Consider the following 12,475-nt stretch of genomic DNA (forward strand, 5'->3'; position numbering starts at 1 on the left):
GCATGATGCCACTCGCCTGCGCGAACACTGTCACTCAGGCGAAGAAAGCCGGTTGATTTAAGGGTTTGTTCTAGTCAATTGGGCCTGCAGCTGCGGCTTAAGCACCTTGCCCAAAGCGCTTTTGGGCAGACTGTCCATGAACACTACACGGCGGGGTAATTTGAAGCGTGCAATGCGCGACTGCAAATGCGCCAGCACCGCCTCTGCGTCCAATGCCTGCCCTGCGGCGTCGGGCGAGCGCACCAGCACGGCCACAGGCACTTCGCCCCAGCGCGCATCGGGCAGGCCGACCACGGCGCTTTCGGCCACGCCGGGCAAGGTGACCAGCTGGTTTTCAATCTCGGCCGGGTAGATGTTCTCGCCGCCCGAGATGATCATGTCTTTGCTGCGGCCCACGATGGTGATGCAGCCGTCTTCGGTACGCTGGCCCAGATCACCCGAATGGAACCAGCCATCCTGCAAGCCCATACCGGTCATGCCCTGCGCGCTCCAGTAACCGCGCATCAGGTTGGCGGCGCGGATGCAGACTTCGCCCGTCTCGCCAGGCCCGACCGCCTGGCCTTGGGCGTCGATCAGTTTGACCTGCGCCTCCGGATGCGGCCAGCCCGATGCGCCCACGCGGGCCATGGCCTCGGGCAGGGGCAGCACGATGGACACGGGGCCGGTTTCGGTGGTGCCATAGACCTGGCCCACGGGCACACCGCGTGCGTGCAGTGTTTCGAGGTAAGCCACGGGCACGGTGGACGAGCCGGTCATGATGCCGCGCAAGCAAGCCAGCGAGGTGTCGGCCCAGCGCGGGTGTTCAAACACGGCGCGCATGGTGGCGGGCACCAAGAGCGACAGCGTGGGGCGGCTGGTGTTCATTTCGCTCAGCCAGGCCGTCGGGTCAAAGCGCGGGTGCAGCACCACCTCGATGCCCGACAGCAAGGCGGGAAGGGTCTGGATGCACAGGCCGCCCACATGGAACATCGGCAACGTGGACAGCACCTTGTCGCCCGGCACAAAACCGTGCGCCCAGGCACTGGCACGTGCGTTGGCCAACAGCGCCGCCTGCGTGTGCACCGCACCCTTGGGCACGCCCGTGGTGCCCGAGGTGTAGACCAGCAGCAGCGGCAGGTCGCCGTGCACAGTGGGTCGTAGCAGGCCGCGTGGTGAAGCGGTGTTGATCAGGGTGTCGAGGTGCGTGTGTTGCAGGCCTGCACCTTGCAACGCATGGGCTGTATCGGCGTGGTGGGTGTCGTGCAGCAGCAGGCGCGGCTGCGCGTCCTGCATGACCTGCTGCAACTCGGGCACCGCCAAGCGGAAGTTGAGCGGCAAAAAAATAGCCCCCAGCCGGGCGCAGGCCACCAGCGTGACCAGCTGCAGCTCGTGGTTGAAACCGAGCCAAGCCACGCGGTCGCCCGGCTGCACGCCCCAGGCGGACTGCAGGTGGGCGGTGACCCGCTCCACACGTCGCCAGAACTTGGCGAAGTCATAGGCGAAGGTGCCGCCTGTCTTGTGCTCGTCTCCCCGGAAGGTCATGGCGGGCTGCGTGCCGCAGTCCTGCGCCAGCTGTGCAAAACGGGCCGCGATGGGGCTGGTTTCGTCGCCCCACATCACTCGTCTTTTTCGCCGGGTTCGTACAGCGCTTCGCGCCCGATGCGGTCCATGCACAGCTCGGCCGTCCAGGGCAGCATGAGCGAGCCGCAGCGTGCATCGCGGTACAGGCGCTCGAGCGGCAGGCTTTTGAGCATGGACTGGCCGCCGCAGGTGCGGATCGCCAAGCGGGCGATGTCTTGCGCGTTCTCCATGATGGTGTACTGCGCGGCATAGGCGCGCAGGCGGGTGGATTTGCTCGGATCGACCTTGGCGTCTTCGATGGCGCGCAAAAAGAGGTTGCGGGTCTGTTCGAGCTTGACAAACATCTCGGCCACAGCGATTTGCTTGGTCGCGAACTGGCGGCGCTTGATGGGGCCCGTGCCGGGAATCTCGCCACGCAAATAGGCTACGGTGAAGTCGTACGCCGCTTGCGCGATGCCCATGTAGGTGGGCGAGAGCGTCATGAACATGTGCGGCCAGCGGCTGGCGGCCTGAAAGTACAGACCTTGCGGCATCAGCGCGGCGTCGTCGGGCACGAACACGTCTTTGAAGATGAGGTTGCGCGACACGGTGGCGCGCATGCCCAGCGGGTCCCAGTCGCCTTCGATCGTCAGGCCCGGCGCGGTGCGGGGGATGGCCAAGTAAAGAGTGTCGCGGCGCGAGAGGTCAGCGCCCTCTTTCTTCTCGGTACACAGCACGCCAAAGTAATCGGCCGCGTCGGACAGGGAGGCGAAGATTTTTTTGCCATTGATCTTCCAGCCACCTTCGACCTTGACGGCGATGGTTCCGAAGGGCTGAGCGCCTGACGCTGCTGCACCGCCTTCCGAGAATGGCTGCGCGTAAATCGCGCCGTCTTTCACCACCCGCGCAAAGTGGGTGGCCTGGTGCTGGCGGTGGCTGGCGCGTTGCTCTGGCGTCATCTCCAGGTCTTCAGACAACAAGCCGCTCCAGAGCATGGTGCAGACGTGCATGTTGAAGGTGAGCGCGGTGGCGCCGCAATAACGACCGATCTCGGCCGACACCATCGCATAGGTGGCGTAATCGGCACCCTGGCCGCCATGCGCTTCGGGCACGCACAGCGCCAAAAGGCCAGAGTCACGCATGTCGTCGTAATTGGCAAACGGGAACTGCGCGTCGCGGTCCAGTTGCGCAGCGCGAGGGGCGAACTTCTCACGACCCAGTTGACGGGCCAGCGCCATCAGCTTTTGCTGTTTTTCGGTCAGGGGGTAGTCGTCGCCACAGATGGGCATGACGTCTGGTTGAGAGGGGGCTTGCACGTCGGTCATGGTTTCACGTCCTTCAGGAATTTTTCGAGTTCGGCGTTGAACGCCTCGGGCTGTTCGTAATGCAGCAAATGCCCTGCCCCGGCCAGGCAGGCGTAGCGCGCACCGGGGATCTTTTGCGCCATAAGTGCCATCACCGTGGGCGGTGCAGTGCGGTCATGTTCTGCGGCCAGGCACAGTACGGGCACGGTGAGGGTGGGCAAAGCGGCGCGTTGCTCAAACTGCACCAGCGCATGCAGCGCGGCACGGTAGGTGGCGGGCGGCACGGCCGACATGCTTTGGTGCGCAGGGATCAACTGGGTTGCATCGCCACCGGGAGCGGCCATGTTCGAGATCAGCTTGTCGGCAATGTCGCCCATGGTTTTGCCCGCTTCTAGTGGAGCCAAGCGCTGCGCCAAAAACTGTTTTTGAAAATCACCATCGCTGTGGCCAAAAGCCGGGCTGCTGGCAGCCAGCAGCAGGCCACGGATGCGCTCAGGCTTTTGCGTCCAGGCTTGCAGGGCGACCATGGCGCCCATGCTGTGGCCCACCAACACGGCTTGGTCGATGCCTGCTGCGTCGAGCATCTGCCAGAGGGCTTGCGCCAGGTGCGCGAAGTCATAGGGGGTGACCGTGGGGCTGTCGCCATAACCGGGCATGTCCCAAGCCAGGCTGCGCCAACCCAGAGCGGCCACATGCGCTTGCTGCGCTGCCCAGCCGTGTCGACCCCCGCCCACGCCGTGCAGGAACACCACGGCGGGTTGTGTGGGCAAGCCCACGTCGGTGAAGGCGGGCGTATTCATGAAAAGTACCGCCTGAAAATCTTCCGCGTTGCAGCTTTGATGTGGGAGGCCGCCCCTGCGGCCGAATGTTGAACGTGGCTCCGCCCTGCATTCGCGAGCGGGGGCTCGCTCCCACATGGATTCAGGAAAGCGGGTGCCTGCAGCATCATGAAAGCGCATCCGTTTGAACCACTCCCGCATCGACCACCACCGTGTCGTCGAGCCGGATGGTGCAGCCGCGCATTGGCAGGTCAAAGTGGCCCAGGGTGTGGCGACCCGCGACTTCGTTGGCCCCGGTCGAGTACAAGAAATTGCCCGCAAAAGCCCGCAGCTCGGTGCCGTTGCAGTCGCGCTTGTCGTAAAACGCCATGGCGTCCCAGCGGGCCGCCGGGTTCAGGCCAAAACCCACATGCGAGACCGCATAAGCGGCGCGGTGACCCTCGGCGTCTTCCCAGGCTTTCCAGTAGCCGCGCATCATGTCCACATCGACGCCCTGCCCCTCGATGGCGATCACGCTGTCGTTCTCTATGGTCAACCTGATCGTGTCGCGCAAATAAGTTTTGAAGGTCAGGTTCACATCGCCCGGGGCCATGACCAGCATGCCATTGACACTGCCCGCAGCCGGGAAAGCCAGCGCCAGCCCGGCAGGCCAGTGCGACACCATGCCCGGCTTGGTGCAAAAGCCCCACACACCGCCGACCACCGCTTGTTTGTCGCCATGTTTCAGGTTCACGCGCAGGTCGGTTCCTGCGGCGGACGTGACGTGCATTTGCTGCGCGCCACGCAGTTTCTTCATGGCGGCACGCACCACGCCTTCGAGCGCCGGATCGGGCACGGTGCGCTCCAGAATTTCAGGGTGCTCGTTGGACACCATGAGCAGACGCGGCATGTGGCCGTCCACGCCCTTCATGATGGTCGACAGCTCGGGCGCGTGCAGCAGGCCTTCGACGGTGCAGTCCACCACCATGTCGGCGCGGGCCAATGCCACCACCACGGGGCCCAGTTGCCCGATGGCGTCACTCGCGCCCGTGGAGCGCACCGGGGCGGGTGCCGTCAATGCAGGTGTGGTCAGCGTCACTTCAAACACCTTGGCCCCCATGCCCTCCAGCGCCAGACGGGCAAGCTCCACGTTCACACGGCGCGACTGCGTTTCGGCCAAAATGGCCACCACTTCACCCGGCTGCACTTTGCACAGGGTGAAGGTGCGGACAAACGCCGCCAGCCACTTGTGTTCAATCTTTTCTACCAACATGTTTGCCTCCTGAACGGACGGGGTCCGCGCACGACGCGTCTGACCTCATGCCAAACAGTTTATATGAATATTCATGTAAATTCATCCATAATGACCCTATGCGCCCCACCCCACCTCCGACCATTCAGCCGCTGACCCCTGACTTTGAGGCCCCTCATTTCAGGCAAGCCCTGTCGCGCTTTGCCACGGGCGTGACCGTCATCACCACCTTCGCGCCGGGTGCTCAAAAAGGCGACACGGCCAGCAGCAGCTTTGTGGGCATCACCGCCAGTTCGTTCAATTCGGTCTCACTCACGCCACCGCTCGTGCTGTGGAGCCTGGGCCACAAGGCCAGCAGCTTGCCGCTCTTCCATGCAGGCACGCACTATGTGGTCAATGTGCTGGCCGCAGACCAGCTCGACTTGTGCAATCGTTTTGCCTACGGCAAAGGCGACCGCTTTGCCGACACAGCCTACACCCTGGGGCAAGCCGGGTTACCCATTTTGAAAGGCGCTCTGGCCTGGTTTGAATGCCACAACCGCAGCCGCCACGAAGAAGGCGACCATGTGATTTTTGTGGGCGAAGTGGAACGCTGTGGCTTCAGCGAGGGTTCGGCCCCACTCGTTTACCAGGGCGGTCAGTTCAGCACCACCACGCCACTGGCATGAGCAACTCCACAGGCTTTGTTGATGACTACCTGGCTTATTTGCTGGCACGCGCCAGCCATTTGATTTCGAGCGAATTCCACGCCGTGGTCGAGGCCAGCGGTCTAAGCCTGATGGAATGGCGCGTCATGGCGAGCCTGTCAGGCAAAGACAGTTTGAGCATCAACGAACTCGCCAGCATCGTGCTGGCCAAACAGCCCACCGTGACCAAGCTGGTGGGCCGCATGCAAGACGCCGGGTGGGTCACGCGTTGTGATGCCACACACGACAAACGGCAAAGCCTTGTCAGCCTCACGGCCGCAGGTCGGCGCAAAGTACAGCCCCTGCTCAAGCAAGCCAAAGCGCACGAAGCCCAGGTGGTGTCGGCTTTGGGTGCAGACCCTGCTCATCAACTCAAGCTCATGTTAGAGAGCTTGATTGCGGCGCACAGCAGTACCTAAGCGTGCAAGGGCACAGCCAGAATTTCGGGCTTTAAGTTTGGGTGAACCATTTATTGCCTGTCTTTGCGGCAAGTGGATATGGCTAAGACTCAATGGCTGCGTTGCAGCGTTAGGCGACGTTCATCACTACGCTGCGATGGTCTGGACACGACCCAAAGCGGTCTTCACGGTGAACCGACCCTCTGACTCAGACGTGGCGTGATCAGATCATCGGTCCCGCGGTGGGTATCAGCTCGCAGACCACAAACCAGCCTTTGACGCGGCGGATCAATGCCCAGCGCCAGTGACCGGTTCAGAGGGTACTTCTGCCGTTGAGGACGTGTACCTAATCAAGTGCGCGCCCTTCGCCTTGTTCCTCGACCGTTTGACCATCGCGGATGTGGTAGATCCGCTTGAAGGTCGGGATGATTTTCTCGTCATGGGTCACGACGATGATGGCGGTCTGCGCCTGACGGGCCATGTCATTGAGGATGCGCACCACGGCCAGGGCGCGTTCGCTGTCCAGGGGCGCGGTCGGCTCGTCGGCCAGAATCACCGGCGGTTTGTTGGCCAGCGCCCGGGCGATTGAAACCCGTTGCTGCTCGCCACCGGAAAGCTGCGCTGGTTCGGCTTTGGCACGGTGAGCGACATCCAGAGCATTCAGCAATTCAAGTGCACGCTGCCGCGCCTGGACATTGGGCACACCTGCCAGCATGGGCAGCAGCGCTACGTTGTCGGTCACGTCCAGGAACGGGATCAGATAGGGCGCCTGAAACACAAAGCCGATCCGGTCACGGCGCAAGGCGCGCAGGTCGGGCGTTTTCCAGCCATCGTCATAAATGACTTCGTCGCCCAGTGTCATGCGACCCGATGTGGGCTCGATGATGGCCCCCAGGCATTTGAGCAAAGTGCTTTTGCCGGAACCAGACGGCCCCACCAGCCCGACCACTTCACCAGGAGCGACCTGCATGTTGACGTTTTTCAGCGCTTCGACCGCCGTGTCGCCATGGCCATAAACCTTGCGCAGGTTTTCGATGCGAATGCCACCAGTTTGCTTGATCATTTCAGGGTCCTCAACTGATGGCTTGCGCGGGATCGACACGCAAGGCGACACGTATCGCCAGCGTGCTGGCCAGCGCACAAATGAGCATGGTGGCACCGAAGCCAACCACCGCGTCCTGCGTAAGCAACAGCACGAACTTGGGGAACACCGGTGCCCAAATTGTCGCGGCCACCTTGCCCACCACAAAGCCGATTACACCCAGACCCAGCGCCTGCTGCAAGATCATCGTCGCGATGGTGAGGTTGCGGGTACCGATCAGTTTGAGCACCGCGATCTCACGGATCTTGCCCAGCGTCATGGTGTAGATGATGAAGGCCACAATCGCCGCGCTCACCACAGCCAGAATGGCCAAAAACATGCCGATCTGTTTGGCCGAAGTGGCAATCAATTTATCCACCAGGATGTTCTCCATGTCAGCACGGGTAAACACGGTCAGGTGCTTCCAACGTTGGATTGGCTCGGCCACACGTTCAGCGCTCCAGCCATTGGCCACACGCACCAGCACAGCATTGACGTTGCGGCTGCTGGTCTGCAAGTTCTGCACCGCATCGAGCAGGCCCGGCACTGCAGGTCGGTTGAATGCTGGATTGGCGGCTGTACGCACACGGTCGTTCACGATGGCGTCGTTGTCCTTGAGGAACTGCGCTTCCTGAGCATCCTTGATCGGGATGAAGACCATCGGGTCGCCGCCAGATGACACCATGCGGCGTGTCAGGCCCACCACCTCGTAGGTGTGGCGCCGGATTTCCACCCGGTCCCCCAGCGAGAGTCCGGTCTTGACGTCAGCCACCGCCTCGTAATGGCTGCGCGTGAGATGCCGGCCAGCCAATAAATAGCCAGGCTGCCCGGGCAAGCCAGCGGCACCCGGCTCGATCCCGACCACCATGGTCCGCGCCTCTTTGCCTCCTACCGTCCTGACCTGCATGGTGAAGTAAGTGATGTTGGCCGCCATGGCCACGCCGGGCATGCCCGCAATGCTGCGCACCACATCGTCCTTGAGACTGGATGATTCGGCATAAGGTCCCTGCGTGTCCTTTTGAACCACCCAGAGGTCGGCACCGCTGTTGTTCAACAAAGCTTGGGCATCGTCGACCATGCCGCGAAACACGCCAGCCATGGTCAATGTCACGCCAATGAGCAAACCCAGCCCCAGACCGGTGAACACAAACTTGGCCCAACTGTGCTGAATGTCGCGCGCCGCCAGGCTGATCATGGCTGCGCCTTTTTAACCAGAGCGTCCACCACCTTGAAGCGGGCTCCTGTCGACAGCGGCTTATCGCTGTACACCACCACGGTGTCACCAGAGGCCAGTCCGCTCAGCGCCTGTACGCGGCCGTCCAGACTGGACACTCCCCACTCCACGGAAACAAAGTCCAATGCGCCGTCTTTCAGACGCCACACGCCCGTTCGGCCCTGATGCGTCTGCACACTGGCCTGCGGTACCGCCAAGGCCTGATCCTCTGGCTGCAACTGGAGCGTGACCTCGGCCATCTCGCCGATCGACAGTGATGCAGGCGTTTGATCAAACGTCACTTGTGCGATGCGCTCCTCGGTCACTGCATCGGCCTGCAACTCCAGCCGTTCCACCTTACCGGTCAGCACCTGCTGCGGTTGCGAGCGCAACACAATCTGGGCGGGCAAACCAAGCGCCAACCCTCTCGAGCGTGCCTGGTCCACGCGCAACTTCACCCAGAGGGTGGCGGGATTGGCCAGCCTGATCACGGATTGACCGGCCACCACTGTGCTGCCTGCCTCAGCATCGCGGCTGACCACCACCGCATCGGCCGGTGCGATCAATCGGGTGTTCTGTCTTTGCTGCACGGCCGCTGCACGCTCGGCCTGCAGGCGTTGGGTGTCCTGGCGGGTCGCCTGCAAGTTGGCTTGAGCGGCCTCGTGTGCGGCCTGCGCAGACTGCAGCTCCTGCTCGCGCCCCTCTAGCGCTGACGGGCTGATGAAGTTCTGCCGAGCCAATTCCTTTTGCCGGTTCAGATTGGTGGTGGCAAGCGCTCGTCGGGCTTTGGCGTCTGCCAATTGAGCCTGTGCTGCCGTTTGAACACTCACCGCCTTGGCAAGCGCGGCATCTTGCGCCTGCAAGCGTTGGTCCAAATCCACTGGATCCATCTCTGCCAACAACTGTCCAGCCTTGACCGCCTGTCCCGCATCGACATGCACGCGCAATACGCGCCCCGCCACCGTGGGGCCCATCAGCCAACTCTGGCGCGCTTCCACACTGCCAATGCCAAACACCGAGGGCGTCAGATTTTCGCTCTTGACTTGTGTCACTGTAACTTTAGTCGGGGCAAGTGGCCCCATGCGAGTCGCCACGAATCCCAGAGCCACAATCACGATCGCGGCACTGGTTGCGACCAAGACCTGCCGCTTTTTGATATTGGAGAGTGTCATCGGCGCTTCTTTCGTCAGGTTTTAGGATTTGGCAACAGGCCTGCCTCGTAGAGTTTGAACACGGCTTTGCCCTGTCGTGCCAGTCCATGGAGATTGCCCGTGACCAGAGACTGCATGACCAGCCCCTGAACCGCTCCCATGAAGAGGACCGCTGCCGACGGGAGATCCACATCTTTTGCCAGCAAGCGCTCTTCACGGGCGTGGTCCAGCAGTTGGGTCACCAGAGTCCGGTAGTCGGCCATCAGTTGCTGCACCCTGCCTTTGAGCGGTGTGGGCTTGGCATGCTGCAACTCTTGAAAGACAAGACGGGGAACCCCCGGGAACTGCTCAACAAAACCGATGTGGGCCAAGAAGACTGCACGCAGGGCCTGCAAGGCATTGTCCTGCCGTGCTTGTGCTGCTTGCTCAAGCTGCTCCATCAAGGACTGGCGTACCCAATCAAGAACAGCCAGCCAGATGGCCTCCTTGCTGTCGAAATGCTTGAATACGCCCCCTTGGGTGATTCCGATGGCCAAGGCCAGGTCACCCGTGGTGATTCCGGCTGGGCTGCGCTGAGCGGCCAATCTCAAGGCTGCCTGGATCAGTTCTGCCTGGCGGTCTTCGCTTTTGAGCTTGATTCGTGTGTTGGCGACCATAAGATAAGTAATTGATGAATTACTTTATCATGATTTCCAATGCCTTTTGAGTCGGTCGCACCAGTATGTTCGGCGCTGGACCTGTCATACTGATCTGATCGTTGGAAACGAGTGCCAGCGACCGGTGTCGGCTAAGTGCTGTCATCTGGGTCGTCATCTGCCAAATGTCCGGTATTCACAGCGCCCATCGGCCGAGCCAGCAGGTGCGAATGACTCTTGCCAGCCTTTACCGGTCCACCAGGTAGGATATGCCAACGACGCCTCATGGCCGGGTTCTGCCGGCCAAGCGTTACTGACTGATGTCGGCTTGCAGCCTAAACCTGCCGATCGATCTAGGCTTTCTACAGCTTCTTACCAAAGCATTTTTCGCTCACTCCGGCACCACCGCCGTCACTTCAATCTCCACCAACGCACGGTCTTCCACCAGATCTGCCACCTGCACCAGTGTCATGGCCGGGTAGTTCTTGCCGATGACTTCCTGATAGACCTTGCCCAGCTCCCTGCCGCGTGCGAGGTATTCCTTCTTGTCTTTGACGTACCAGGTCATGCGGGCCATGTGCTGTGGGCCTGCGCCTGCGCACGCGAGTGTGTCGACGATGTTTTGCAGGGCCTGGCGGCACTGGGCCACAAAGTCGTCGGTCTCGAATTGGGCCTGGCCGTTCCAGCCGATCATGCCCGCGACGAACACCATGCGGCCACGCGCTTCGATGCCGTTGGCATAGCCTTTGGCGGGTGCCCAGCCTTCGGGTTGCAAGACGTTGAACATATGGGGCTCCTCAGGAAGAAATTTGACGCAGCTTGAAGCGCTGCAGTTTGCCGGTTTCGGTGCGGGGCAAGGCGTCCAAAAAGACCACCTTGCGCGGGTACTTGAACGGCGCAATGGTTTGCTTGACGTGCTCTTGCAAGGCTTTTTCCATGGCCGCATCACCTGTGTGGCCGGGCTTCAGCACCACATAGGCCTGCACGATGTGGCCACGGTCTTCGTCGGGCATGCCGACCACGCCGCATTCGGCCACGGCCGGGTGTTGCAGCAAAGCGCCTTCCACCTCGGGGCCTGCAATGTTGTAGCCCGCCGAGATGATCATGTCGTCGTTGCGGGCCTGGTAGCTGAAGTAGCCATCGGCGTCCATGACGAAGGTGTCGCCGGGCAGGTTCCAGCCGTCTTTCACATACTCTTGCTGGCGCGGGTCGGCCAGGTATTTGCAGCCTGTGGGGCCGCGCACAGCGAGCCGCCCCACGGTGCCGGGTGGCACGGGTTGCATGTCATCGCCCACGATCTGCGCCACATAGCCGGGGACCACTTGGCCGATGCTGCCGGGGCGTACTTGAGCGCCCGCACTCGAGATGTAGATGTGGATCACTTCGGTGCCGCCAATGCCGTCGGTCATTTCGATGCCCGTGGCCTGCTTCCACAGCTGGCGGGTGGCGTCGGGCAAGGCCTCGCCTGCCGAGACAGGGTGCTTGAGGCTCGACAGGTCAATGCCTTTAGCCAGCGTCGCCATCTGGCGGTACATCGTGGGCGCTGTGTAGCACTGCGTGGCGCGGTACTTGTTAATGGTCTGCATCAAGGTCTCGGGCGTGTGCTTTTCGAGCAGCACGGTGCTCGCGCCATATCGCAGCGGGAACGCCAGCAGACCACCCAAGCCGAAGGTGAAGGCGATGGGCGGCGTGCCGCAGACCACATCGTTCTCGTTCATCTGCAATATGTGGCGCGGGAACAAATCGCACATGGCCAGCACATCGCGGTGGAAGTGCATGGTGCCCTTGGGCTTGCCCGTGGTGCCGCTGGTGAACGCGATCAGGCACACGTCATCGCGGCTGGTGGGGTGCGCGGTGTACGCGCCGCTCTGCCGCTGCATGCGCTGCTCCAGGCCATCAGGGGCATCGCTGCGGAACTGCACCAACTGCTGCAAGCTGGCCATGTGGCTGGCGTGACCGGGCGTCATGCAGTGCTGCAGTTCGTCGGCCAGCAGGCTGTCGCACAGGGCGGCACTGACCTGCGCTTTGTCGATGATCTGTGCCAACTCGCCCGCACGCAGCAGCGGCATGGTGGGCACCGCCACCAGCCCGGCCTTGAGTGCGCCGAGCAAGCAAGCGGCCATCATGGGGCTGTTGCCGCCGCGCAGCAAAATGCGGTTGCCGGGCACGAGGCCCATGTCGAGGGTCAACACCTGGGCGATGCGGTTGCTCTTGTCCTGCAACTGCGCATACGTCCAGCTGAAGTCGCCACCACCCTTGTTGAAGTCACTCACGCCATGCAGCGCAATGCGACTGCCTCGGCCTTCGCTCACATGACGGTCCACCAGTTCCACCGCGCAGTTGATCTGGTCCGGGTAGTCCAGCTCGGGCCTGTCCGCCATGAACACAGGCAGTTGATCTTTGGGCGGCAGCCGATCACGCGCAAAGGTGTCGGTGTGGCTGCTGGGCAGCAGTTGGT

General features: G+C 62.1%; 12 protein-coding genes. 2 read left to right on the forward strand and 10 right to left on the reverse strand.

Annotated features, from left to right (window positions below):
- Window positions 1–57: 57 nt before the first annotated feature.
- The 4 genes from ACZ5RT_RS12905 to ACZ5RT_RS12920 form a co-directional block, all read right to left on the reverse strand.
- Window positions 58–1,596, reverse strand: coding sequence for a class I adenylate-forming enzyme family protein (locus tag ACZ5RT_RS12905; RefSeq protein ID WP_464452738.1), 1,539 nt, complete (start codon window positions 1,594–1,596; stop codon window positions 58–60).
- Window positions 1,596–2,864, reverse strand: a complete 1,269-nt coding sequence (locus tag ACZ5RT_RS12910) for an acyl-CoA dehydrogenase family protein (protein ID WP_464452739.1) — start codon at window positions 2,862–2,864, stop codon at window positions 1,596–1,598. The genes ACZ5RT_RS12905 and ACZ5RT_RS12910 overlap by 1 nt, the downstream gene beginning before the upstream one ends.
- On the reverse strand, window positions 2,861–3,643 hold the full coding sequence (locus tag ACZ5RT_RS12915) for an alpha/beta fold hydrolase (RefSeq protein WP_464452740.1): 783 nt from the start codon (window positions 3,641–3,643) through the stop codon (window positions 2,861–2,863). Before ACZ5RT_RS12915 ends, ACZ5RT_RS12910 begins: the two co-directional genes overlap by 4 nt.
- Window positions 3,644–3,788: 145 nt before the next feature.
- Complete coding sequence (locus tag ACZ5RT_RS12920) at window positions 3,789–4,874, reverse strand: M29 family metallopeptidase (protein WP_464452741.1); 1,086 nt, start codon at window positions 4,872–4,874, stop codon at window positions 3,789–3,791.
- Window positions 4,875–4,972: 98 nt separating this feature from the next.
- Between ACZ5RT_RS12920 and ACZ5RT_RS12925 the strand changes: the two genes are divergently transcribed.
- Both ACZ5RT_RS12925 and ACZ5RT_RS12930 read left to right on the forward strand, forming a co-directional pair.
- Window positions 4,973–5,521 (forward strand): flavin reductase family protein, encoded by a 549-nt coding sequence (locus ACZ5RT_RS12925; protein WP_464452742.1) that lies wholly within the window; start codon window positions 4,973–4,975, stop codon window positions 5,519–5,521.
- Window positions 5,518–5,958, forward strand: a complete 441-nt coding sequence (locus ACZ5RT_RS12930; protein WP_464452743.1) for a MarR family winged helix-turn-helix transcriptional regulator — start codon at window positions 5,518–5,520, stop codon at window positions 5,956–5,958. Before ACZ5RT_RS12925 ends, ACZ5RT_RS12930 begins: the two co-directional genes overlap by 4 nt.
- Before the next feature lie 325 nt (window positions 5,959–6,283).
- Here the strand turns inward: ACZ5RT_RS12930 and ACZ5RT_RS12935 are convergent, their stop codons facing one another.
- The 6 genes from ACZ5RT_RS12935 to ACZ5RT_RS12960 all read right to left on the reverse strand — a co-directional run bounded on the left by ACZ5RT_RS12935 (window position 6,284) and on the right by ACZ5RT_RS12960 (window position 12,470).
- Complete coding sequence (locus ACZ5RT_RS12935) at window positions 6,284–7,000, reverse strand: ABC transporter ATP-binding protein (RefSeq protein ID WP_464452744.1); 717 nt, start codon at window positions 6,998–7,000, stop codon at window positions 6,284–6,286.
- A gap of 10 nt (window positions 7,001–7,010) precedes the next feature.
- On the reverse strand, window positions 7,011–8,213 hold the full coding sequence (locus ACZ5RT_RS12940) for an ABC transporter permease (protein ID WP_464452745.1): 1,203 nt from the start codon (window positions 8,211–8,213) through the stop codon (window positions 7,011–7,013).
- A complete protein-coding gene (locus tag ACZ5RT_RS12945) occupies window positions 8,210–9,313 on the reverse strand; it encodes an efflux RND transporter periplasmic adaptor subunit (protein ID WP_464452746.1) in 1,104 nt (367 codons plus the stop codon). The genes ACZ5RT_RS12940 and ACZ5RT_RS12945 overlap by 4 nt, the downstream gene beginning before the upstream one ends.
- A 104-nt stretch (window positions 9,314–9,417) precedes the next feature.
- Window positions 9,418–10,038, reverse strand: coding sequence for a TetR/AcrR family transcriptional regulator (locus ACZ5RT_RS12950; protein WP_464452747.1), 621 nt, complete (start codon window positions 10,036–10,038; stop codon window positions 9,418–9,420).
- 370 nt (window positions 10,039–10,408) lie between these two features.
- The gene (locus ACZ5RT_RS12955; RefSeq protein ID WP_019430837.1) at window positions 10,409–10,804 is read right to left on the reverse strand and encodes a RidA family protein; all 396 of its coding nucleotides are present in this window, start codon (window positions 10,802–10,804) and stop codon (window positions 10,409–10,411) included.
- Window positions 10,805–10,814: 10 nt separating this feature from the next.
- Window positions 10,815–12,470 (reverse strand): AMP-binding protein, encoded by a 1,656-nt coding sequence (locus ACZ5RT_RS12960; protein ID WP_464454219.1) that lies wholly within the window; start codon window positions 12,468–12,470, stop codon window positions 10,815–10,817.
- Window positions 12,471–12,475: the final 5 nt, after the last annotated feature.

Source organism: Limnohabitans sp. TEGF003 (genome assembly GCF_055395455.1).